The following is a 25,638-nucleotide window of genomic DNA, read 5'->3' as shown; positions in this document are numbered from 1 at the left end:
GGACGTAGGGTGTGCTGAGCGCACCTGAGATTTTCCGGAAGCACCGAGCGGCGGTGCGCACGGCACACCCTACGGCACATGTTCCTCTGCCGAGCCCATTCGCGAATGAATTCGCTCCCACTTCAAGGCTTGCCGCTCACTCCAGAGCCCCGTCTTCGCGCCACTCGGGTTCATCCTTCCGTCATGCACCGACGGCCCGGGCCAGCAACGGCGGGAGAGGGGGGGCCGGCACTCAACGGAAAACGCTCGGCAGCGCTGGCCGACATGTCAGGAAAGTTTCGCTAACTCCCGAGAAATACTGGAAAAAATCCGCGCAAGCTCCCGAGGTTTTTTCCTTTCTCTGTCACCGGAAGTTGAGAACGTCTATCTCGTGGCCAGCCCACCGACGAGCAGGGGAATGTTGCTCGGGGCTGGACCGCAGCGTGATGCAAGAGCGAACCACTCAACGTCCAGACACGATGAAAGGAGATTCTTCATGTTCAAGCGCAATGTTCTCGCTGTTTCCATGGCCGTAGCCGGCCTGTGCTCCGCCCAGGCCATGGCTGCCGTAGTCGGTGGCGGCGCCACTCTGCCGCAGAACCTGTACAACACCGCTACCGTTCTGTCGTCGGGCTTCAACGCCTACATCGGCGTGGGCAGCGGCGCTGGCAAATCCGCCGTACTGACCAACGATTCCACCAAGCTGGGCCTGGCCGCCGGCATCACCGTCGACTACGCCGGCAGTGATTCCATCCTGACCGCCAGCGAGATCTCCACCTACCAAGGTGCTCACCAGTCCCCGGCCGTTCCGGTTACCAGCGCTGCCAACTGGGGCGCACTGGTCCAGGTTCCCTCGGCTGCCACTTCGGTGACCGTTCCCTACAAACTCACCCTGGCCGGTGGCGCTGCGCTGAACAACCTGGATCTGACCAGCGCTCAGCTGTGCGACATCTTCTCGGGCACCATCACCACCTGGAACCAGGTCAACGCCAGCTACCCGGCTACTGCGATCAAGGTCGTCTACCGCGCCGGCAGCAGCGGCACCACCGAGATCTTTACCCGTCACCTGAACAGCCAGTGCTCGGCCAAGTTCACCACCAACAGCACCTTCACCACCGCCAACGTCGGCGCCGAGCCGGCTTCCTGGATCGCTGCCACCAGCAGCGCCAACCTGGCCAGCACCGTCGCTTCCACCGAAGGCGCCATCGGCTACGTCGGCCCGGAAGACGTCGATGCCACCAACAACGCCGTAGTGGCCAAGGTCAATGGCCTGCTGCCTACCATCGGTAACGTCACTACTGCCCTGAGCACCATCGCTCCGCCGGTTGTTGCTGATCGCGCCGATCCTTCCAAGTGGGTACCGGTTCTGGCCAACCCTTCCAGTGGCTACAAGATCGTCGGCTACACCAACCTGGTGTTCAGCCAGTGCTACAAGGACACCGCCGACCGCACTTCCATCCGTGATTTCGTTGGCCGTCACTACAACACCGATGACCTCAACAACAACGACGACGAGATCATCGCCAACAAGCTGATCCCGCTGACCGACGACTGGAAGACTGCTATTCGCAGCACCTTCTACACCCCGACCAACTCCCTGGCCATCGGCAACACCACTGCCTGCAACCAGATCGGTCGTCCGCTCTAAGCCTCTCACCAGGCACCGCTCCAACGAACCGGCAATGGCCTCGCGCCATTGCCGGTTTTCCTGTTTCAGCCGCCTGCCGAGCAGATGAACTTTGCATGACAAAAGTTCGGTCGAGCGCGGCTGCTACCGCCTTGGGGTATAGCCATGGCGCGCACCTCAGGGGAGGGCGATGCGCCCGTCTTTCGCGAGAACACAAGGATCCGTAGTGATGCGTTCCCAGTCGAGCAAGCCCGCTTCCCGCACCGCCACCCGCCACGACACCTTCCTGCCGCTCAAGCCCCTGGCCCAGGCCATCGCCCTGATGCTGCTGGCCGGTGGCGCCCAGGCGGAGCAGGCGTTCAGCTCCGCCTGGTTCGCCTCCAAGGGGGCTGCGCAGGCATCGGGCACCGTTCGGCCGACCACACCGGTGCCGGGCTCGCCGCCGCCCCTGGCCCAGCAACAACGGGTGCAGGAGCGCCTGGGGCGCACCTTCGCCAACATGAACAACACGGTGGCCGCCATCGCTGCGGCCCAGGCCGCCCAGGCAGCAGGTCGCGCCGCCGCCTCCAGCGGGCCGCAGACCATTCACAACGGCCTCGGCGGCAACGGCCTCAATGTGGTGATCGGCCCGGACGGCAAGCCGCTGTTCATCAATGCCGAGGGCCCGGTGCAGACCGACGCCAACGGCAAGGTGCTGGTCTCCATCAAGCAGACCGCCGACAAGGCCATCCTCAACTGGGAGACCTTCAACGTCGGCCGCGACACCACCGTGGCCTTCCAGCAGGAGTCCAGCTGGGCCCTGATGAACAAGGTCAACAACAGCACGGCGCCGAGCCAGATCCAGGGCCAGATCAAGGGCGACGGCACGGTGATGATCCTCAACGGCAACGGCGTGGTGTTCAGCGGCAGCAGCCAGGTCAACGTGCGCAACCTGGTGGCCGCGGCCACCGACTTCAGCGAGGAGCAGTTCAGGACCGGCGGCCTCTACAGCGGCAGCAACCCGGCCTTCACCAACGCCCAGGGCGCCATCCGCGTGGAGCAGGGTGCGCAGCTCAACACCGCCGCGCCGGCCACCTCCACGGCCGGCGGCGGCTACGTGCTGCTGCTGGGCAAGGAGGTGGACAACGCCGGCACCATCGCCACGCCCAAGGGCCAGGCGCTGCTGGCGGCGGGTGACAGCTTCACCATCCGCAAGGGCTATGGCACCGACGGCAGCCCGACCTCCACCACCCGTGGCAACGAGGTGACCGTCGGCGGCACCGGTACGGTGACCAACAGCGGGGTCATCCTCGCTGCCAGCGGCGATGTGACCCTGGCGGGCAACCAGGTGCGCCAGAACGGCGCGGCCCTGGCCAGCACTTCGGCCGATGCCCGCGGCACGGTGCACCTCACCGCCACCGGCGCCAATGGCAGCGTGACCCTGGGCGAGGGCAGTACCACCGCCATCCTGCTGGACGCCAGCGCCACGGCCCTGGACAGCCAGCGCGATGCGTTGATCGCACCGGCGGTGACCCAGAGCGGCAACGTGGTGGCCGGCGATGCCTACCGTCGCGACCTGTCCCTGGTGCAGATCGACAGCAGCGGTACCGTGGACTTCCAGAAAGGCTCCATCACCCTGGCCACCGGTGGCCAGGTGGCGGTCAACGCCGGCCAGCGCAGCCTGGTGCGCGATGGCGCGGTGATCGACGTCTCCGGCGCCACCGGGGTCAAGGTCGCGATGGAGTCCAACAGCGTCAAGGTCAACCTGCAGGGCAACGAGCAGCGCGATTCCTCGGTCAACCGCGACGGTGGCGGCCTGAACAACAACGATGTCTGGGTCGACGTGCGCGACCTGGTGTTCGTGCCCGCCGGCACCAACGGCTATGCCACGGACCGCTGGTACACCGCCGGTGGCCTGCTGGAGGTCAGTGGCTACCTGGGCACCCAGGGCCACAGCGTGGCGGAGTGGATGGCCCAGGGCGGCACCGTCAGCTTCACCGGCAACGAGGTGGTGACCCAGGCCGGCTCGCAGATCAACCTCTCCGGCGGCACCCTGGATGTGCAGGCCGGCACCATCAAGCAGACCTGGCTCAAGGGCGCCGACGGGCGCCTCTACGAGCTCTCCAGCGCGCCGGGGGACATCCTCTACACCGGCCTCTACAAGGGCTACGAAGACCACAGCCAGCGCTGGGGCCAGACCGATTACTACTACAACCCGCTGATCGCCTCGAACGAACGCAAGGAAGGCGGCTACACCGTGGGCCGCGATGCCGGGACCCTGGTGATCGGCACCCGCAACGCCGTGCTGGAAGGCACCCTGGCCAGTGACACCTACCAGGGCGAGCGTCAGACCCAGGGTGCCCAATCCGGCCTCGACGGCTACAGCCAGTCGCAGAAGGCCGTGGCCCGTGGCGCCCAGCTGGTGGTGGGCAGCTACACCCCCTGGTACGTGAAGAGCAGCGGCACCCTGGAGTACGCCCTGGGCGCCGATGCCAACACCCTGAAGAACGTGATCCTCGGCGAAGGCGGCACCCGTATCGCCGATGGGCTGGACCTTGGCTCGGCCTTGCCGGCCGGACGCCAGGGCACCCTGTATCTCGACAGCGCCCAGCTCAACGGTTTCAACCTCGGGGCGGTCAAGGTGGCCGCCAGCGAAGGCATCCGCGTCGACGGCGACCTGCAGGTGGCCCCGGCGGGCAGCGTCACCCTGTATGGCCCGAAGGTGGAGGTGAATGCCGATATCACCGCCCATGGCGGCAGCATCCAGCTGGGCAACGTGCTCAACCAGATCACCGCCAACGGCAAGGCCGATACCACCCTGGCCGGGGCGGCAACCGTCAAGGTCGCTGAGGGCGTCAAGCTCGACGCCAGCGGCCTGTGGAGCAACCAGTTGCTGGACCCGAACGACAGCCGTGCGCTGCCTTACCTCAACGGCGGCAGCATCTCCCTGCGCAGCAGCGGCAGCACCCTGCTGGGTAGCGGCAGTCTGGTGGATGTGTCCTCCGGTGCCGCCTTGCTGGCCAGCGGCAAGCTGCAAGGCGGCAAGGGCGGCAACCTGACCCTGGCGGCCAACGCCAACACCGACAGTGGCGCAGGTGTACTGGGCCTGGGCGGCGAGCTGCGCGGCCAGGGCGTCAAGGGCGGTGGCACCCTGGCGTTGCAGGCCGGCAAGGTGCTGATCAGCGACAGCGCCACCTCGGCTGATGCCGGCACCCTGCTGCTGCGTGGGGACTTCTTCGACAAGGGCTTCTCTGCCTATGAGGTGGCGGGCAACCGCGGCCTGGAAGTGGCCGAGGGCACCCGGGTGGATGTGAGCATGCCGGTGTACCGGCAGGGCGATGGGGCGATCAGCCTGGCCACCGGTGGTGCGCCCCGTGACGCCCTGGAAACCTGGACGCCCCCTCTCTACCTGGAGGATGCCGCCAAGGGAATGCTGACCCAGCGCCAGGGGGCCAGCCTATCGCTGCGCGCCGGTAGCGCCATCACGGCGGCGGGTGATATCGCCACCACCCCTCTGCTGGTGGGCAAGGGGGCGATACTCAACGTCGACCCGGGCCAATCCATCGGCCTGGCTGGCATCGGCCAGGTGACGGTGGACGGCACCCTGAACGCCTGGGGCGGAAGGATCTCGGTCAACTCGATCATCGTTTCGGCCCCGGATACCGAGCTGCAAAAACCGCTGGAGACCTACCAGTCCATCTGGATCGGCGACCACGCGGTGCTGGACGCCGCCGCGCGCTCGGTCACGGCCGTGGACAGCCGTGGCGATCGCTATGGCACGGTGCGCAACGGCGGCAGCATCGTCATCGGCGGTGACATCGATCACGCCACGGGCGGCCTAACCGCCACCGCCGCCTTCGTGGTGGTACGCCAGGGCGCGCGCCTGGACGCATCCGGTGCCCAGGCCGTGCTGGATATCCCGGGGCAGGGCGCCACCCCCGTGGCCAGCCATGGCGGCAGCATCGCCTTCGCGTCCACCAGCGGGCTCTATCTGGACGGCCAGTTCAAGGCCGAGGCCGGTGGCGCAGGGGCATCGGGGGGCAGCCTCTCCGTTGCACTCGGTGCCCCGTCCTATCGGATAAACGATCCCCGGGCGACCGATGCAGTACGCCAGGCGCGGGAGCTGGTCCTGGCACAGCAGCGGGGTGAATCGCTGCCGGGTACGGGTGAGCCGGGCCAGGGCGCAACGCTGCTGGAGTACGGCCACGGCCGCCTGGCGGTTGAGCAGGTGGAGGCCGGCGGTTTCGACAACCTCTCCCTGCTGAGCACCGGTTTGCTCAGCTTCGACGGCACTCTGAACCTGGACATGGCCAACGCGCTCAACCTCTATGCCGGTACCTACGCCCTGGCCGAGACAGCTGCCGCAGGTTCCGTGGTCGATCTGCGCGGTGGTTACCTGCGCCTGGCCGGGGCATTGGGGGCGCCTGCTGACAGCGCAAGTACGGACACCGCCATCCGCGTCGGCAGTTCGCAGCGCCCTGCCACGGGGCAGTTGAATCTATCGGCCAGAGGCCTGCTGGATGTGCGTGATGCCGTCAGGCTCGGCGCCCGGGGCAGCATCCTGATGCTGCAGGGGGGCGCACAGGTGGTAGACCGCCGTGCCTTCTCCGATATGCACCTGAGCAGCCAGGGGGACCTGCGGCTGCTGAGCACGGAGGACGCCCGCGCCATGCGCCTGCAAGTGCCCGGCAACCTGGCCATGAGCGCCGCCCAGATCTATCCGGGTACCGGTGTCAAAGGGCAGGTGAGTGCATCGAGGATCGACATCGCCCGCAGCGGTCAAGGCATGCCGTCCGCTCCCTACTCGGCCTTCGGCTCGATCAGCCTGCAGGCGGACGTCATCAACCAGGGCGGCATCCTGCGTGCGCCGCTGGGCGACCTGATACTCGGCTACCAGGGCGACGCCACCCGCCCTGCCAGCATCGTCAACCTGCTGCCCGGCAGCCTGGCCTCGGTCAGTGGCGCCGGGCTGGTGATCCCCTACGGCGGCACGGTGGACGGCAAGACCTGGCTCTACGACGGCGTGTCGCTGTCCAACGACCTGCTCAAGGAAGGGCAGAGCCTGATGCCGGGCAAGGTCGACCTCGTGGGGCAGGTGATCGATGTCGCCCAGGGGGCGGTGGTGGATGTATCCGGCGGTGGCGAGCTGGTCGGTGCGGGCTTCGTCTCCGGGCGCGGTGGCTCCACCGATGCGCGCTTCAATCCGCTGATGCAGTACGGCACCGATGGCTTCCTGCTGCCGGCCCTTGGCAGCAACCCGGTCTACGCCATCGTGCCTGGCGTGCAGGCGGGCTACGCGCCCCAAGGGGGCGAGGACGGTGCGGTCGACCCCAGGGTAGGCCAGCAGATCACCATCGGCGCCGGCGTGCCGGGCCTGCCGGCGGGCACCTATACGCTGCTGCCATCCACCTATGCGTTGCTGCCGGGGGCCTTCCGCGTGGAGGTCAACGGCCTGGCCGGGCAGGGCGGTGCCATCACCACCCAGGCCATGCGCAATGGCTCCTGGTCCACCGCCGGCACCCTCGGCCTGGCCAGCGGCGCGCGGGATAGCCTGGCCAGCCAGGTGATCCTCACCCCGGCCGATGTGCTGCGCCGCTACTCCCAGTACAACGAGACCCGCTTCAGCCAGTTCCTCCAGGCCGACGCGGCGCGCCTGGGCATTCCCGCCGCGTTGATGCCCAGGGACGCCAAGGCCTTCAACCTGAGTTTTGCGAACAACACCACCGACCGGCCCAGCTTCAGCTTCGCCGGCGAACTGCTCAAGGCGCGCGGGGAGGGCGGGCGTGGCAGCACCTCCAGCATCACCCAGACCTCCACGGGCAACCTGGAGATCGTCAGGGCCGGGCAGGGCGCCACCGCTGGCTTCAACGGCGTGACCCTGACCGATGAATCCCTCAACGCCATCGGTGCCGGCAGCCTCAACATCGGCGCCTATGCGCGCTCCTTCTACGGCCAGGGCGGCAACTTCATCCAGTTCGACGACGGTGCCAGCAGCACGGGCGGTAGCGTGGCCCGCACCGCCAACCTGGTGCTGCGCAGCGGCGCGACCCTCAAGGCCCCGGAAGTCTTCCTGGTCACCGCCGGGCCCACCGGTGGCATCACGGTGGAGCAGGGCGCCAGCATCAACACCCTGGGCCAGGGCGATGCATCCCGCGACTCCCGCGATGGCTACATCTACAAGCCGGGGCGCAACAGCGTGCTGGCGGTTTCCAACGGTTACCTGAACATGCTGGCCCCGGACGCTGCCAACCCGCAGGAGCCACAGAAAGCCCCGGGCAGCATCCGCATCGGCGTGTGCGATGGCATCTGTAGCGGTACCACCGGGCTCTACTCCGAGGGCACCATCGCCACGGCCACCGACAACGCCTTCGAACTGGGCGAAGCGGTCAACTACGGCACCCGCAACCTGACCCTGGCAGTGGGCGGCATCAACGTCGGCAGCGCCGAGGCGCTGGCCGACCTCGCCGCCCGCAACCTGCTGCCCAGCGGCCTGACCCTCAACCAGCAGGTGCTCGACCGCCTGCTGCGCGGTGATACCAGCACCGGCGCGCCGGCTCTGGAAACCCTGGTGCTGGGCGCTCGCGACTCGCTCAACTTCTTCGGCAACGCCAGCCTGGATACCTTCGGTGCCGACGGCAAGTCGCGGCTCAAGGAGCTGGTGCTGACCACCCCGGCCATCTACGGCAAGGGCGAGGCGGGCGAGACCGCGCGCATCCACACCTCCAACCTGATCTGGAACGGCGCCCACAACGAGGCCGGCTCCATCATCACCGGGGGGGCTGGGACCGGTGCGGGCAACCTGGTGATCGACGCCGAGCGCATCGAGTTCGGCTACCAGCCGGATACACAACCCACCGCCGCGACAATTCGCGATCGCCTGGCCGTGGGCTTCGCCAACGTCAACCTCAACGCCAGCGAACGCATCACCGCCAACCACAAGGGCGGCCTGTCGGTGTACCAGCGCCAGGACGGCTACGTCACCGGCAAGGGCTTCCAGTACAGCGGCGGCAACCTGAACATCAGCACCCCGGTGATGACCGGCGGCGCCGGCTCGGTCAACCGCATCACCGCCGGCGGCGATGTCCGCGTCAGTGCGCCGAGTGGCAGTGCACTGCCGGGCATCGGTGGCGATGCGCTGGGTGCCGAGCTGTCCCTCAGCGGTCGCAACCTGCTACTGGAGGGGGCCGTGGTGCTGCCCAGCGGCAAGCTGAGCCTCAAGGCCGAGGCGCAACTGAGCCTCACCGATGCCGCGCGCATCGACCTGGCCGGGCGCAAGGTCACCTTCAACGACGTGAACAAGTACAGCTGGGGCGGCGACCTGATCCTGGAAAGCCGCAACGGCGATATCCGCCAGGCCGCCGGCTCGGTGATCGACCTGTCGGCCAAAAACAACCAGGGCGGCAGCCTCAAGGCCACTGCCCTGGCCGCCGATGCAGGGGTCGTCGACCTGCGCGGCAGCATCCTCGGTGGTAGCAGCGGCTATTACGACGCTGGCGGCACCCTGGTGCCATTCAAGGCCGGCAGCGTCGATATCCGTGCGCAGCGTCTAGGCGCTGGCAGCCTCAGCGACGACTTCGCCGCCCTCAACCAGCGGCTCAACCAGGGCCAGGTGTTCGGGGCCCGCAGCTTCCAGCTCAAGCAGGGCGACCTGGTGATCGGCGACGGCCTCAAGGCCGGGGCGATCGACGTCTCGGTGGACGGTGGCACGCTCACCGTCAACGGCACAGTGGACGCCAGCGGCGAGCGGGTGGGTTCCATCCGCCTGGCCGGCAAGCAGGGGCTGACCATCGGCGGCCATGCGTTGCTGGACGCCCACGGCACCCGCCTGCGGGTGGACAGCTACGGCAAGATCATCGACTCACCCAACCGCGCCGTGGTGGAACTGGGCTCCGGCGACGGCCTGCTGACCCTGGCCGATGGCGCGCGCATCGACCTGCGCCACGGCACCGCCGCCACCAGCGGGCATGACGGCAAGGCCCGCGGCACCCTGGAACTGAACGCCCCGCGCCTGGGTGGCGCCACCGCCGGCGATATCGCCATCGACGCCGGCGGCAGCCTGGACATCCAGGGCGCCAGGCTGATCGCGGTGAACGGCGTGCAGCGCTACGACGACGCACGCGAGGTCACCGATCCCGTCAACGGGCACAAATACCAGCAGATCGACCAGGACTACCTGAACCAGAAACACACCGACAGCCTGGCCTTCATCGGCAACGCCCTGGCCAATGGCGCGCTGGTCAACGGCAAGCTGGCCGGCCTCAACAACGCCACCTATGCCGATGCCTTCCACCTGCGCCCGGGCGTCGAGATCGTCAGCAAGACCGCTGATGGCGACCTGGTGGTGCAGGGTGATCTGGACCTCTCTGGCCATCGCTACGAAAGCCTCAATCCCAACACCCAGAAATCCAGCGCCGTGTATGGCTCGGGTGAAGTGGGCAACCTGGTGATCCGCGCCGGTGGCGACCTCTCCGTGTTCGGCAGCGTCAACGACGGCTTCATGCCGCCGCCGGAAACCCAGGACGACGCCGGCTGGGTGCTGACGCCCGGCAAGCAGATGTTCAATGGCGATGTGGTGGTGCCGCGCGCAGGTATCGAGCTGCAGGACGGCACCGCATTCCCGGCAGGGACCGTGCTCAACTACGACCTGCCCATCAAGGCCATGACCCTGGCGTCCGGCACGCGCCTGCCGATCGCTGCGACGCTGGATCAGCCCCTGACGCTGGCAGCCGGCACCGTGCTCTCCGGTGATATACGCAACGCCGACAACAGCCTGGCCTATGCGGCAGGTACGCGACTCTCCGCCGATATCACCCTGGCCAAGGACATGATCCTCGGCGCCGGCACGCTTTTGGTGGGCGACACGGCGGTCACGGGCATGAACTGGCCCAAGGGCGTGGCGTTGCCGAACAATCCGCTGCGCGCTGTCAACAGCAGCCATCCGGATGTGGTGATCCAGGCCGGCAGCCTGACCCTGGCCCTGGGGGCGCTCATTCCAGCCGGAACCGACGTCAAGCTCGCCGCCGGCGTGGAGAAGATCAACCTGCGTGGCGGGGATGGCAAAGGGCGCAACTGGGCCGCCGCGCAGATGCTGGCCGAAGGCACCCAATCGTGGTCGTTGCGAGCCGTGGCCGGCGCTGACCTGCAGGCGGCAGACACTCGCCTGGTGGACCCCTATGCCGAGCGGGGTGAACTTCGCGTGGCTGACACCCACTACGGCTACCTGGTGACCGCCAAGCCCGGGCAGCCCACAGGTGGGCGAGTGCTCACGGCAGAAGGCTCGATGGTGTTCTATGGCGACGAGTCCCATGCCGGCAAGCCCGTTGCGGACGTGGCAGCGGAGTTCGCCATCTCCGAGGATGAGGTCTGCGCTTGGGACAGCCTGTGCAAGGCAACGGTCGCTGCGCGGACGCTGACGGCCGAAGGCTCCATGACCTTCTATGGCGATGAGTCCCATGCCGGTAAGTCCGTGGCGGAGGTCGCGACGGAGTTCGCTATCACCGAGGACGAGGTCTGTGCCTGGGCCAGTCTGTGCAACGCGGCTGCTTCACCGCGCCTGCTGACTGCCGAGGGCTCCACGGTGTTTTATGGGGATGCGTCTCAAGCAGGTAGACCCGTGGCGGAAGTCGCATTGGAGTTCGCCATCTCCGAGGACGAAGTCTGCGCCTGGGCCAGTTTGTGCAGCGGCGGGGCTACGCAGGCGCCAACGGAATATGAATACGCACTGGGAACCAGTCGCTTCAGTGTGCTTCGAGTCGGTACCGGCGACCTGGATCTGGTCAGTGCTGGCAACTTCAGCATGCAGTCCCTGTACGGCATCTATACGGCCGGCACCTCTTCCCTGGATCTGGCAGCGTCAGCAGTCTTCAATCAGCCACGAGGCTTCACTCAGCTGTCTAACGGCACGCTCGATACGACGGTACTGGGCAAGAACGGCGGCAGCTACGAAGCCCTGGTCAATGGCGGTTCCGGCAGCCTCTATCGGGCCTGGTACCCCGATCATGGCGGCAACCTGCTGCTTTCCGTCGGCGGTGACCTGACCGGCGATATCCTCGGTTCCAAGCTGGTGGGCAGTGGCGGACTCGACCAGCCTGAAAGCTCAAGCGTCAGCAGCTGGCTGTGGCGCCAGGGCGGTGGAGTCAACGGCGAGGTGCCTACCGCCTGGTGGATCAACTTCGGCACCTACATGCCCTTCCAGGACAACGTCGCCTTCACCGGCTTCACCGGGTTCGGAACCCTGGGCGGCGGCAACCTCGATGTACGTGTCGGCGGCGACGCCGGCATGTTGGCGGCCCGGGGCACCCTGGACAACACCATCGCCACCCGCAGCCAGGGGCTGGTACTGGCGGTGGGCTCGACCGGGCGTAGGGTGGACGGTGAACTGGTGCTTACCGGCGGTGGCGACCTCGATCTGAAGGTGGGCGGTGGGCTCAACCCGGCCTTGACGGCGCGCTCGATGCTGGACGACCGGAGCCGCCCGGTCGCACAACGCCATGACCTGAATGGCAGCCTGGCCAACCTGCGTGGCGCCGTGCGTGCCAGTGCGGGCTCCTTTGGCGGCATCGAGCAGGTCAATGGGCCGATGCAGATGTCGCAGGACCCCCGCGAAAGCCGTGCCTACGACCCCTTCAAGGCCACCATGGCCAGTGCCACCGGCGGCCTGGTACTGGTGCCGGGCGACGCCACCATCAGCCTGGACGCCCGGGGTGACCTGGTGCTTGGCGGCGCGGCCGATGCCGGGCGGACCAACGCCCGCAACTGGCAGCCGGTCGATCTGAATGGCGGCAAGAGCATTGGCCGCTCATGGTTCAGCCTGTGGACCGACCACACGGCCATCGACCTGTTCTCCGCAGGCGGCAACCTCACTCCTTCGACGCAGGTCGGTGAGCTTGCGGCGGGCTCCAGCGATAGTGTTCGGGACCGCATGGACTTCTCCGCCACCGATGGCCGGTTCGTCTATCCGTCGATCCTGCGCGCAGTCGCACCGGGCGGCAGCCTCTACTACGGCCCATCGGCGTTGTGGACGGACAACAGCCTGAACACCACCCGCTATTCGTTGTTGCTGGCACCTGGCAGCCGAGCGCAGCTGGAATTCCTGGCAGGCGACTCGATCTATGCCGGCGGTTATGCCATCACGCCCAGCAACGCACCGGTGTCCAGCCTGGCGACCCCCTTGAACCCGGCCTTCTACTACCTCGATTCCAATGGCGCCAACCAGGGAGACCTGTCAGGCGCCGGGAGCCTCGGGCGCAGCCTGTTCGCCTTTGGTGGCACGGGGACCCGCAGCGCCTACCGCGGTGCCGACGAGCCAGCACGCTTCTATGCCCTCAACGGTGACATCATCGGCCTGCGCACCGGCGAGCTCATCACCTTCGCCAGTGCACCGAGGGCGGGCGAGACCTGGTACGAAGCGGCTCGCCCGGCGCGCATCATGGCCGGCCGCGATATCGTCAACAGCGGCCAGCCGACCGGCACCTTGCTGCCGCAGTTCGCAGGCCTGGCCACCAGCACCGGCAACCTCTTCATCCACGACGACCCCACCGACATCTCCATCGTCTCGGCCGGCCGCGACATCCTCTACAGCACCTTTAACGTCGCCGGCCCCGGCACGCTGGAGATCAGTGCCGGGCGCAACATCCTGATGGAGGACAAGGCCGCGGTGACCAGCCTCGGCGCCATCGTGCCGGGCGACAACCGGCCGGGGGCGGATATCGTCATGCAGGCCGGCGTCGGCAGCGGTCCGGATTATCTGGCCTTCGCCCAGCGCTACCTGGACCCGGCCAACCGCGTCGAGGTGGGCGGCAGCCTGGCGGGCGGCGGGGTGGCCAAGACCTACGAGGTGGAGTTGGTGGCCTGGCTTGCCGAACGCTTCGGCTTCAGCGGCACGAGCGAGGAGGCGCGCGCCTACTACGCCGCGTTGCCGGCGGAGCAGCAGCGGGTCTTCGCCCGGGAGATCTACTTCGCCGAGCTGCGTGCTGGTGGCCGTGAATACAACGATGCGGAGAGCCCGCGCTTCGGCAGTTACCTGCGGGGCCGCAACGCCATCGCCGCGCTGTTCCCCACCCACGACGTGGCCGGCAACCCGATCCTCTACCAGGGCGACATCACGATGTACGGCGGCGCCGGGGTGCACACCAACTTCGGTGGCGGCATCCAGATGCTCACCCCGGGCGGGCAGCAGGTGTTCGGTATCGAGGGCGAGGCGCCGCCGTCCACCGCCGGGGTCATCACCCAGGGCACGGGCGACATCCAGCTGTTCGCCAACGGCAGCGTGCTACTGGGCCAGAGCCGCATCATGACCACCTTCGGCGGCGACATCCTGGCCTGGTCCGCGGCCGGTGACATCAACGCCGGGCGCGGCTCCAAGACCACCCTGGTGTACACACCGCCGCGCCGGGTCTACGACAACTGGGGCAACGTCACCCTGTCGCCCACCGTGCCCAGCACCGGCGCCGGCATCGCCACCCTGGCGCCCATTGCCGAGGTGCCGCCGGGCGACATCGACCTGCTGGCGCCCCTGGGCACCATCGATGCGGGCGAGGCGGGCATCCGCGTCTCCGGCAACGTCAACATCGCCGCGTTGCAGGTGGTCAACGCCGCCAACATCCAGGTGCAGGGCAAGTCCAACGGCGTGCCGGTGGTGGCCGCGGTGAACACCGGTGCACTGTCCTCCGCCAGCTCGGCGGCCAGTTCCGCCAGCGACGCCGCCGAAGGCGTCGCCCGCGACCAGCAGGCCGCCTCGCGCCAGCGCCAGCCGTCGATCTTCACGGTGCAGGTGCTGGGCTTCGGCAATGAGCGCGTGGAGCCCACCAACGAGGGCGCCAGCCGCACGCCGACCTACGACCCCGGCAGCAGCGTGCAGGTGCTCGGCGCCGGCCAGCTGGACGAACAGGCACGCAACCAGCTGACCCCGGAGGAGCAGCGCAACCTGACGCTCTGATCCCACCCCTTCACCGCCCTGCGGGGCGGTATCCCTTTCCCGAGGGCGGCAGGCGACTGCCGCTCTTTTTTTGTTGGGGGAGTGGGGGCACGCAGTTGGGCCTCGAAACACACCAAGAGCGGTGGGCTGAAGCGGAGCGCCGTACGCTCGAGGTTGGCGAGGATTTAAGTGCGGCTCAGGGGACCGCTGCGCGGTCCTTGGCGAATGAATTCGCCCCTACAAGGGTGCCTTGGCTAGTCTCTGCTGCCCTACATGGGCGGGCGGGAAAGAGCTTGAGCGAAGTTCCCGGCGCCATAAGTGAGGGGAGGGGGTTACGGCTATCGCCAGTAGCGAGCTGCGTGAACGGGGGAGTCTATGTCACGGGGCCTCAATGAAAATTGAGAACCCCATGCGCCCTATCAGGAACACCAATAGAATCAGGAAGAAAATCCGAATGAACCCACTTCCATAACGAAGTGCTAAGAACACGCCGGTGAGGGCGCCGGCGATATTGCACAGGCTCACCATGCCACCGATAAGCCAGAGCACATTACCTGAGGGTACGAAGAAGAATAGCGCAGCACTGAAAGTGCCCAAGTTAACGAGCTTGGCTGAAGCCGACGCATTAAGAAAATCGAAGCCGAAGTACTTTACAAAAACAAACAGCAAAAGACTCCCGCTGCCAGGGCCAAATACGCCGTCATAGAATCCCAATAATGCGCCAAAGAAAACGCCCAGCACAATCTCTTTTGGCCCATGTTCGACAGATCGATGAACTCGGCCTAAGTCCTTCTTGGCAAAGGTATAGACAGCCATCACTATCAACACCACGAAGACTACGTACTCCATTGCCTCTTTAGGTATCAATGAAACAGAGAAAGCACCTAGAAAAGAGAAAATAAAGGCAGCGATCATGGTTGGAAGAATTAATTTCCAAGCAATATGTATGCGCCTCAAATAGCGGGATATGGAAAAGCAATTACCTAGCAGCACGGCCAGCTTATTGGTTCCGAAGACCGTCGCCAGGCTTTGCTGAGGGAGCGCATGAAGCAGGGCAGGCACCTGAACAAGCCCCCCACCTCCAACTGCTGCATCGATTAAACCGCCGCAGAATGCAAAAAAACCCAATGCGACGAGGGTGTATTCAACGGTCATGAGAACATCTCTTCACCTTCCACTGTTCACATCATCTCCCGAAGCCGTATCCATGCAGAGATCAGATGAGCGAAACCGCTGATGCGCAGTCGCATCGCACCAGCGGCAAGCAGTTTTAAAACACGATCAAGCAGTTAACGCCTCGTGCAAACTACGGAATGCCTTTCCAACACGGCCGTTATAATCGATCATGATTTCTTTCAAGCGATGAATATCAAATTCCAGATCGGCGAATCGGCAATAGGCCTGAGCGGCGGCCAACGCATGCAATCCATGCCTGTTCTCCACCTCTCCTGAATGCCCCATGACATAACCCTTGGCATTCCGAAGCGCCTTCACGTCAGCGCGAAGATCTGGATTGACGGCGTTTAGCTTCTCCTCGATATGTTGCGCAATATAGTTGTATTCGCGACCATTCCAGAGCTCTGACGCCACCGAGGTCATCATGGCCTCCAACATGGAACGTTTGTATTCATGGGAATTCAAAGGCGATTTATTTTCTGCGATGCCTACTCTGTAGAGGAAGCCTGAGAACTCATTGCACCCGGGTACGACATATTGATTTTCGACCCAGCGCGAAGCGCCGAACGCGGACGTCATGTATCCGTACATGCCATCGTGGCCTTCATGGCCGAGACCGAAGTCATCCTTGGCCACTTCATGCATATGCGCCATGACATTGTTGTACAGGGATTGCTGGTGAGCAGGGATCGCGCCTGCGTCAGCAGCCAGTCGCATGATTATTTTTGCTGAAACCAGGCTTGTGGTCTTATGGGTTTCATTCCAGCCATTGAAGAATTTCAGCACACCTTCATCGACAAGCGCTTTCTCTAGAAACGCATTGAAGCTCTTCTCTGTCCACTCCTGCGACGCTTGAGTTGTTTCATGGCATAGCACTTCATGCATCGCCAACTGGATAGCGGGCACCTGATCCACGTGTGCAGGAATTGCAGCTTTGCGCTGATCGCCGCAAATCACTCGGCCAGGTATCTTCAAGGCTGCAAAGTGCTTGGGAAGATCTTCAATAAAAGCCTCACCAAATTGCTGCATGGATAGTTGGTGCTGGGGCACAACTATATTGCTTTCCATAACAATAGAATTCATTGCTTAACCTTCTTCCATAAAGTGTGTGAGCGGACGTGTTGTCGCTTCAAGTTAAGGGCGGGCACGAAGCTAGGTCACTTGTACGCGCCAAACAAGTAATTTATAATCACGCCACTATTCACTTTGAATGAATCGTCGGTGCAGCAATGGAATTGTCGCAACTCAAAATGTTTAAAGTGACTGCAGAGCAGGGAAGTATTGTCAAAGCCTCCAAGATATTGCATTGCGTCCCCTCCAACATTACCAACAGGATAAAACTGTTGGAGCAGGAACTTGGAGTGAGTCTTTTTATACGTAAAGGCCGGGGGCTGATCATAAGCCCTTCCGGTGAGTTGCTTCTCGGTTACGTGAACAAGATTCTCGATACTTGCCAGGAGGCGAAAAGAGCGCTTGATCCTGAGGCGACTCCAGCCGGGGTGCTCAAGATAGGCGCTATCGAATCAGCCGCGACTGGCCGCCTACCTGCTCTACTGTCTCGTTACCATGTGCACTACCCGAGTGTGCACATGCAGTTCAGTACCGGCACGTGGTCGCAATTGGTGGCCGAGATTGTCGGGCACAAGTTGGATGGCGCAATCATCGCCGTAAAGAGCGATCACGCTGACATTGCCCAGCTGGAAATATACAAAGAGCCCTTGATACTGATCGCATCAGAATCCATAGGCGAAATCACTTCTGCTGATGACGTCAACAACCTGAATATTTTCATGTGGCCTGTAGGCTGCCCTTATCGCCACGCCCTTGAACGTTGGCTAAAGGCCGCACAGGTATCAACACCTATAACCAGCATCGCGAGCTATGGAACTATTCTTGGCTGCGTCAGTGCAGGCGCCGGGGTTTCTCTGGTTCCATCTGGGGTGTTCGAGCAATACAAGAAGATTGGCAATATAAAAGGCTATGCCTTCGACGACCTGACGCCAATACAGAACTACTTCATCTGGAACAAGAATATTGGATTGCATCGAGCACGGGATGCCTTTGCAGAGTTGATAACGGATGAGTTCAGAAACATCAGTACATTCCAGGAGCGGTCTGAATGAGCCCGGTATTTCCCACCGACCTCGGCCTTCGCTGATTTTGAACGCAGCAAACCGATCGAAGACGATCAGATCACCCGCTCACCAATAGCGTGACCAGAAGAGGCCCGGCATCAGCCGGGCTTCTTCATTTCAGGAGAGCCGTTGCTGCAGGGGGGGCGCAGCCGGACCTCGGAGCATGCAGCCGCCGCTCACTTCGGACGTAGGGTGTGCTGCGCGCACCGGGTGCTCGCTGGAAACACCGAGCTACGTCCGATATGCATCATCCATTTCGCGAGGCACCTAGGCACAGGGGACCGCTGCGCGGTCCTTGGCGAATGAATTCGCCCCTACAGGAGTGTCTTTGTGGGCACGGTGTTGGGCCGTGCGTAGGGTGGATGCCGCTCTTTGCATCCACCGGACGGAGACGGGCATGGGCACCCTGTAATGCCCATTCCAGACGCTTTTCACCCAGAAAGACCCTTTCCGTCGATCTCCGTTCATGAAGATTCGATGACAAAAGTTCGGTGGTGCCATCCGGCCCCGGTCAAGGTGATGTACGGAGCGTCAACGGCGAGGGATATCGCCGAGAGGGAGCAAGTCGCCAGGGATGGCGACGACTTTCGCCCGCGGTTTGCGGGCGTGCCGAGGCCACTGGAACAAGGGCGATGGGGAATATGGACGGTTACTCGAAAGTGGGGATGCAGGAGCTCGACCAGCGGCTGTCGAAGATTGTCGAGGCGGCGCGCAAGAAGCCGGTCTCGGTCTATCGCTACGGCGCACCCTGGGTCTGGATCGTGTCCCAGGACGACTGGCAGAGCGCCCTCAAGGAAGTGTCCAGCTACATCCCGCCCGGCCATTCGCTGGTCCTGTTGCGACCGCAGATCGACGAGGTGATGAGCAAGGCCCTGGCCGAACTCCAGGGCTGGGCGGCCACCCAGCAGCTGCAGGTGCCGCTGCCGGCCTTGCTCCATGCGCTGCTGCTGCAACTGCTCTATTCGCTGCCCAGCGAGAAGCAGCTCTACGAGCAGCTCAATTACAACCTGCTGTTCCGCTGGTTCGTCGGCCTCGAGCTGAACCAGCGGGTCTGGGGCTTCGCCACCTTCGTCCGTGATCTCGGCGTGGTGCTGGACAACCCCCAGGCGGTACGCCTGATCGAGCGGGTGATTGGCGAGGTGTTCTCCGGCGGGTTGATGCAGATGCCGGAGTTCTCGCTGAACTTCGCCCAGCTGCACACCTGGCTGGCCCGGCCTGCGGCCGGCGCAAGGCAACGCTGAGGCGGCCTGCGAACCAACAACGAAACGTTCACTGATGCGGTGGGGTGCGCGCGTTCGGCGCGGCCACGCCTGCACGGAAGGCAGCCCGGGGTGCCGGGCGCCATTTCACGAGGGGGCTGTGTGGGTCATCTGTCATTCAACCAACGAGGCGTCGCCGCGGCCCTGAGCCTGCCGTTCGCGCCGGCCTGCCTGGCCCTGGCGATCCACGCCGCGCCAGTGTTCGCGGAGGAGGGCGCGGCGCAGCCGGCGGCCAGCGCCGACGCCCCGGCGCGCCTGGTCGACGTCAACGAATACGTGGTGCGCGGCAACACGGTGCTGGAGGCCCGCGACATCGAGGAGGCGGTCTACCCCTTCCTCGGCCCGCAGCGCAGCCTCGCCGACATCGAGGGCGCCCGCGACGCCCTGCAGCAGCGCTACCAGGGCAAGGGCTACCAGTCGGTGTTCGTCGAGCTGCCGGAACAGCAGGTCGAAGGCGGCGTGGTCTACCTGCAGGTCAGCGAGACCAAGGTCGGCCGCGTGCGCGTGGTCGGTGCCAAGCACTACTCGCCGGTGGCCATCCTCGACGACGTGCCGGCACTGGAGGAGGGCAAGGTGCCCGACTTCGCCAAGGTCCAGGGCGAGCTGGCGGCGATCAACCGCAACCCCGGGCGCCAGGTGGTGCCACTGGTGCGCGAGGGCCAGCGCCCGGGGACCATGGACGTGGACCTGCAGGTGGAGGACAAGAACCCCTGGCAGGCCAGCGTCGGCCTGAACAACGACTACAGCGCCGACACCGAGAAGCTGCGCTCGGTGGTCAGCCTCGGCTACAACAACCTCTTCCAGCGCGGCCACAGCGCCTCGCTGACCTACTTCACCGCCCCCGAGGACCGCAACAACGCCGAGGTCTGGTCCGGCTCCTATGCCGCGCCCCTGGACGAACGCTGGACGCTGCAGTTCTCCGGCTACCAGTCCGACAGCGACGTGGCCACCATCGGCGGCAGCAACGTGCTGGGCAAGGGCCACTCCTACGGCGCCTCGCTGATCTACGGCCTGCCACCGGAAGGCCCCTGGGCCCACTCGCTGTCGGTGGGCGTGGATTTCAAGGATTTCGAGGAGTCGCTGCAGTTCGGCGGTGCCGAAGACAAGGTGCCGCTCAAGTACGCCCCCATCACCCTGGGCTACAACGGCTACCGCTACACCGAGGCCTCGCAGCTGGGCCTCGGCCTGTCGCTGGTGGCCGGCACCCGCGAGTTCCTCGGCTACGGCAGCGACGCCGAGGAGTTCGACTACAAGCGCTACCGCGCCAACCCCAGTTTCGCCGTGTTCAAGGGCGACGCCACCTACACCTTCGGTTTCGGCGCTGACTGGCAGTCGGCCTCCAAGCTGGGCTTCCAGCTGGCCTCCGGGCCGCTGGTCTCCAACGAGCAGTTCTCCGCCGGCGGCGCCACCAGCGTGCGCGGCTACCTGGCCGCCGAGCGCACCGGCGACGACGGCTGGCTGCTCTCCCAGGAGCTGCGCACGCCGTCGCTGGTCAGCTTCCTCGGCAAGGGCCTGGGCAGCCATGTCGAGGACTGGCGCTTCTACGCCTTCGCCGAGGGCGCGCAGCTTTCCCTGCAGGAACCGCTGCCCGACCAGGAAGACAGCTACAGCCTCGCCAGCGTCGGCCTGGGCACCCGCGCCACGCTGCGCGAGTGGCTCTCCGGCAGCCTCGACTGGGGCTACCCGCTGAAAGACGGCCCCAACACCAAAAAACGAGACCCGCGCGTGCACTTCAGCGTGCAGGCGAATTTCTGACCCCACAGGCACAGACTCCGGAGTGACACACATGCAACGCTTGATCTTCACCGCGCTCATCAGCCTGGGGCTTATGTACCCGGCGATCGCCAGTGCCTGGTGGCAGGACGACTGGCTCTACCGCAAGCAGATTTCCGTCGACACCACGCCCCAGGGCGCGGCCATCGACCAGGCCGCCGGGCGCACGCCGCTGCTGGTGCGCCTGCACACCGGCAACTTCAGTTTCGACGGGGTCAACGAGAACGGCTCGGACATCCGCTTCGTCGCCGCCGATGACAAGACCGTGCTCAACCACCAGGTGGAAAGCTTCGACCCGCTGATGGGCATGGCGCTGATCTGGGTCGACGTGCCCCAGGTGGAAGGCGGCCAGCGCCAGGACATCTGGATGTACTACGGCAACGCCAAGGCCCCGGCCACCGGCAATGGCCAGCTGACCTTCGATCCCGACTACAGCCTGGTCTACCACTTCGACGGCGCCGTCGGCGCGCCTCCCCGTGACACCACCGCCTACGGCAACCACGGGCAGACGCCGCCCGCCAGCAGCATCGACGGGGTGATCGGCCGCGCCGCCCAGCTCAATGGTAAGCCGCTGATGCTGCCGGCCAGCCCGTCCCTGGCCCTGCCGGCCGGTGGTGCCTTCACCTTCAGCGCCTGGGTGCGCGCCGACCAGTCCGCCGGCGACCAGCTGCTGCTGGCCCGTCGCGACGGCGGCAACACGCTGCTGCTGGGCCTGGCCCAGGGCCTGCCCTTCGTCGAGGTCAACGGCCAGCGCGCCCAGGCCACCCAGGCCCTGGCCGCCGGGCAGTGGCAGCACCTGGCCCTGAGCGCCGATGGCAGCGCCCTGCGCCTGTACGTGAATGGCCGCGAATCCGGCAGCCTGGCGCTGTCGCTGCCGGCCTTCGCCTCGGTGATCGCCATCGGCGCCGACCTGCCGAACACCCAGGCCGCACCGGCTGCACCCGTCGAAGGCGCCACCGCCGAGACCCCGGCCCCGGCCGCCTTCGGTGCCTTCGCCGGCGCCATCGACGAACTGCGCCTGTCCAAGGTGGCGCGCCCGGCGGCGCTGATCCTCGCCGACGCCACCGCCCAGGGCGCCGAATCGCGCCTGGTGGTCTACGGCGTCGATGAAGAACAGTCCGGCTTCGGTTTCGGCAGCCTCGGCTTCCTGCTCAAGGCGGTGCCGGTGGACGCCTGGGTGATCATCGCCGTCCTGATCCTGATGATGATCCAGTCCTGGGTGATCATGATCCGCAAGAGCCGCAGCGTGGCCCGCGTGATCCGCGCCAACGAGCTGTTCCGCGAGCAGTTCGCTCGCGTCGGCACCCGCCTGGAAATGCTCGCCGACGACCGCGCCCTCAACGAGGGGCTGGTGAATTCCTCGCTCTGGCGCCTGTACCAGGTGGCGGTGAAAGAGATCCGCACCCGCCGCGACCAGGGCGCCGACACCTCCTCCATTTCCGCCGCCACCATCGAAGCCATCCGCGCCTCCATGGACGGCGTGCGCACCCGTGAGAACCAGCAGCTGTCCTCGCGCCTCTCCACCCTGTCCAACGCCATCGCCGGCGGCCCCTACATCGGCCTGCTGGGCACGGTGCTGGGCATCATGGTGGTGTTCCTCGGCACCGCCATGGCCGGCGACGTCAACATCAACGCCATCGCCCCCGGCATGGCCGCCGCGCTGCTGGCCACCGCCATGGGCCTGTTCGTCGCCATCCCCGCGCTGTTCGGCTACAACCGCCTGACCACGCGCAACCGTGAGGTCAGCGCCGACATGCGGGTGTTCGTCGACGAGTTCGTCACCCGCCTGGCCGAAGTGCATGGCGAATCCCAGTTCAGCGAAGCGGCTCACCGGCGGGGTTTCCATGCCGGCAGCGCACCGCTGACCGCTTGAGGACGCAACCATGGCCAACCTGAGCAGCAGCCATGACGACGACGAAGACGCCGCCGTCGACAGCATCAACATCACACCCCTGGTGGACGTGCTGATGGTGGTGCTGGTGATGTTCATCCTCACCGCCACCGCCCAGGTCTCGGGCATCCAGATCAACCTGCCCAAGGCCAGCGCGGCCATCTCCCTGGCGCAGCCGAAGACCAAGGCCATCTCGGTCAACGACGGCGGGCAGGTGTTCCTCGACGCCTACCCGGTGACCCTGCCGGAGCTGGAGGACCGCCTGCGCACCGAGAAGGCGCTGAACCCCGACTTCCCGGTGATCGTGCGCGGCGACGCCACGGTGCAGTACCAGAAGGTCATCGAAGTGCTTGACCTGCTGCGGCGCCTGGAGCTTTCCCAGGTCGGGCTGGTCACCGGCAAACCGAACCAGGGCTGACCATGACCACCTTTCCCAGCAAGGGCCCGGACAGCGGGCTCGCCGAAGTCCGCAGCGCCGAGCCGAAATGGCGCCGGCCGCTGGTGTGGGGCGTGGGGGCGCTGGTCGCCGCCGGCCTCGCCTGGCTGCTCTGGCAGTGGGCCAACGACATGAGCGGCATACGCCGCGAGGCGCCGAAGATCCCCGCGATCATCCCGCTGCCACCGCCGCCGCCCCCACCGCCGGTTCAGGAAAAACCGCCGGAGCCGGAAACCCCGGTGGAGGAAAAGATCGTCGAGCCGGAGCCCACGCCCGAGCCCGAAGAGGTCAAGCCGGAGGAAGAAGCACCGCCGACACCCGCCGATGACCTGGCCAACCCCATGCAGATGGATGGCGACGCCCAGGCCGGTTCCGACGCCTTCAACATCGGCGCCGGCAAGGGCGGCGGCATGGCTGGCAGCGGCAGTGGGCGCCTGGGCAACGGCACCTACAGCCAGTTCCTCTCCTATGCCTTCCAGCGCCTGATGCGCGACAGCCCCGAACTGCGTTCGCTGGCGTTCCGCGTGAACCTGGAGGTGTGGATCAACCAGAGCGGCCAGGTCACCCGCGTGGAGCTGACCCGCTCCACCGGCGACCCGGAACTCGACGCCAAGGTGCTGGCTGCGCTGCGCGGCTCGCCACCCCTGGAACGCCCGCCGGCCTCGATGTCGATGCCGGTCCGCCTCTCATTGCAAGGACGCCGGCCCAGCTAGGCCGCGCCACTCAAGAACAGCCAAGGAGTAGAACAATGATCTGCAGAATGAGCCGACTGGCGCTGGGGATTGGTGCCGTGGTCGCCGGCCTGGCCGGCCCGGTACTGGCGCAACCGCCGGCACCCTCGGAGAACGCCACCATCAACCTGATCCGCCTGCTGGTACAGCAGGGCGTGCTCAAGCAGGACCAGGCCCAGGCGCTGATCCAGCAGGCCGAGGCCGAAGCCGTGCAGGCCCGCCAGGCCGCTGCCTCGGCACCGGCGGCCCCGGCCGGCGTACCGGGCGAGGTGCGTGTGCAATACGTGCCGGCCATCGTCCGCGACCAGATCCGTGATCAGGTCAAGGCCGAGGTCATGGCCCAGGCCAAGCAGGAAAACTGGGCCACGCCCAACACCTTCCCCGACTGGGTGTCGCGCATCAGCCTGGAGGGCGACGTGCGCCTGCGCAGCGAGTCGCGCTACTTCGCCGACACCAACAGCGACCGCATCACCGACTTCGCGCGGCTCAACGACCGCGGCCCCTACGACGTCAACAAGAACACCAACACGCAACTGCCACCGCTGCTCAACACCCGCGAAGACCGGGAAAACCTGCTGCGCCTGCGGGCCCGCCTGGGCATGCGCGCCGTGCTTTCGCCCAGCTGGACGGCGGTCATGCGCGTCGGCACCGGCTCCGACAGCGGCCCGGTGTCCACCACCCAGACTCTGGGTGGCGGCTTCGGCAAGAAGGACCTCTGGCTCGACCAGGGCTACCTCGCCTACAAGCCCGACGAGCGCCTGACCCTTACCGGCGGGCGCATGCCCAACCCGTTCTACACCACCGACCTGCTGTACTCCGGCGACCTCAATTTCGACGGCCTGGCGGCGGTGTTCGACCAGCCGCTGGACCGCGACATGGGGCTGTTCGGCACCGTTGGCGCGTTCCCGGTGGAGTACACCTCCGACACCGCCAGCAGCAACGGCTTCGACAAGGAAAGCAGCGAGAACAACTGGCTCTACGGCGCCCAGTTCGGCGCCCGCTGGCAGCTGGACGCGGACAACAGCCTCAAGGGCGCGCTGGCCTACTACCGCTTCGACGATATCGAAGGCAAACGCTCCAGCCCCTGCTCGCTGTACTCGGGGCAGCCGGCCTGCGACACCGACGAATCGCGCCCCGCCTTCATGCAGAAGGGCAACACCCTGATGCTGCTGCGTGACATCGTCATCGACCCCTCCCGGCCCACCACCACGCCGCAGCCGCAGTTCGTCGGCCTGGCCTCGGAGTTCAACCTGGTGGACCTCAACCTCGCCTGGGACACCGCGCTGTTCCACGACTTCAAGCTGCGCAGCCAGGCCCACTACGTGCGCAACCTCGGCTACGACGAAGGCGAGATGCGCAAGCGCTCCGCCGGCCAGCTGGCCAGCAACGTCGACGCCAACGGCAACATCGAAAGCGGCGATACCGCCTGGATGCTGCAGTTCACCCTGGGCAACGCCCTGGACCTGAAGAAGCACGGCGACTGGAACCTCTACGCCGGCTACAAGCGCATCGAACCCGACGCCCTGCCGGACGGCTTCAACGACTCGTCCTTCCACCTCGGCGGCACCAACGCCAAGGGCTGGTTCCTCGGCGCCAACTACGGCTTCGACAAGAACGTGGCCGGCAGCGTGCGCTGGCTGAGCGCGCAAGAGGTGTACGGCGCGCCCTTCGATATCGACGTCCTGCAACTGGAGGTCAACACGCGCTTCTGATGCGCGTGTGGCCAAGGAGCGAGA

At 65.7% G+C, this 25,638-nt stretch carries 10 protein-coding genes and 1 pseudogene; 9 read left to right on the top strand and 2 right to left on the bottom strand.

The genetic code is table 11. The annotated features are described in order from the left end of the window. The first annotated feature begins 475 nt into the window (after positions 1 to 475). Both OEJ36_RS13100 and OEJ36_RS13095 read left to right on the top strand, forming a co-directional pair. Complete coding sequence (locus OEJ36_RS13100) at positions 476 to 1,627, top strand: substrate-binding domain-containing protein (RefSeq protein ID WP_263401849.1); 1,152 nt, start codon at positions 476 to 478, stop codon at positions 1,625 to 1,627. A gap of 208 nt (positions 1,628 to 1,835) precedes the next feature. Beyond that, on the top strand, positions 1,836 to 14,522 hold the full coding sequence (locus OEJ36_RS13095) for a filamentous haemagglutinin family protein (protein ID WP_263401848.1): 12,687 nt from the start codon (positions 1,836 to 1,838) through the stop codon (positions 14,520 to 14,522). Positions 14,523 to 14,879: 357 nt separating this feature from the next. On the opposite strand, the gene OEJ36_RS13090 is transcribed toward OEJ36_RS13095, so the two are convergent. Together OEJ36_RS13090 and OEJ36_RS13085 are read right to left on the bottom strand one after the other, a co-directional pair. After that, complete coding sequence (locus OEJ36_RS13090; RefSeq protein ID WP_263401847.1) at positions 14,880 to 15,656, bottom strand: sulfite exporter TauE/SafE family protein; 777 nt, start codon at positions 15,654 to 15,656, stop codon at positions 14,880 to 14,882. A gap of 126 nt (positions 15,657 to 15,782) precedes the next feature. Then, positions 15,783 to 16,760, bottom strand: coding sequence for a hypothetical protein (locus tag OEJ36_RS13085; protein WP_263401846.1), 978 nt, complete (start codon positions 16,758 to 16,760; stop codon positions 15,783 to 15,785). A gap of 146 nt (positions 16,761 to 16,906) precedes the next feature. Here OEJ36_RS13085 and OEJ36_RS13080 point away from each other — a divergent pair, with 146 nt between their 5' ends. The 7 genes and pseudogenes from OEJ36_RS13080 to OEJ36_RS13050 all read left to right on the top strand — a co-directional run bounded on the left by OEJ36_RS13080 (position 16,907) and on the right by OEJ36_RS13050 (position 25,614). Beyond that, positions 16,907 to 17,800 (top strand): LysR family transcriptional regulator, encoded by an 894-nt coding sequence (locus OEJ36_RS13080; protein WP_263401845.1) that lies wholly within the window; start codon positions 16,907 to 16,909, stop codon positions 17,798 to 17,800. Positions 17,801 to 18,735: 935 nt separating this feature from the next. Next, positions 18,736 to 18,850: pseudogene (locus OEJ36_RS30635) on the top strand (transposase); the annotation flags it as partial. A 365-nt stretch (positions 18,851 to 19,215) separates the two neighbouring features. After that, complete coding sequence (locus OEJ36_RS13070; protein WP_411861001.1) at positions 19,216 to 20,826, top strand: ShlB/FhaC/HecB family hemolysin secretion/activation protein; 1,611 nt, start codon at positions 19,216 to 19,218, stop codon at positions 20,824 to 20,826. A 31-nt stretch (positions 20,827 to 20,857) separates the two neighbouring features. After that, positions 20,858 to 22,717, top strand: a complete 1,860-nt coding sequence (locus OEJ36_RS13065; protein WP_263401844.1) for a DUF2341 domain-containing protein — start codon at positions 20,858 to 20,860, stop codon at positions 22,715 to 22,717. 10 nt (positions 22,718 to 22,727) lie between these two features. Continuing rightward, positions 22,728 to 23,153, top strand: coding sequence for an ExbD/TolR family protein (locus OEJ36_RS13060; RefSeq protein WP_021221719.1), 426 nt, complete (start codon positions 22,728 to 22,730; stop codon positions 23,151 to 23,153). Positions 23,154 to 23,155: 2 nt separating this feature from the next. Beyond that, the gene (locus OEJ36_RS13055) at positions 23,156 to 23,884 is read left to right on the top strand and encodes an energy transducer TonB (RefSeq protein ID WP_184492168.1); all 729 of its coding nucleotides are present in this window, start codon (positions 23,156 to 23,158) and stop codon (positions 23,882 to 23,884) included. Positions 23,885 to 23,919: 35 nt separating this feature from the next. Continuing rightward, on the top strand, positions 23,920 to 25,614 hold the full coding sequence (locus tag OEJ36_RS13050) for a putative porin (protein ID WP_263401843.1): 1,695 nt from the start codon (positions 23,920 to 23,922) through the stop codon (positions 25,612 to 25,614). Positions 25,615 to 25,638 lie beyond the last annotated feature (24 nt).

The sequence above is a fragment of the Pseudomonas sp. PDM13 genome (genome assembly GCF_025685765.1).
Classification (GTDB): Bacteria; Pseudomonadota; Gammaproteobacteria; order Pseudomonadales; family Pseudomonadaceae; genus Metapseudomonas; species Metapseudomonas solani.
Note: the sequence above shows the minus strand (reverse complement) of the source record. Positions and strands in the feature narration are given on the sequence as shown.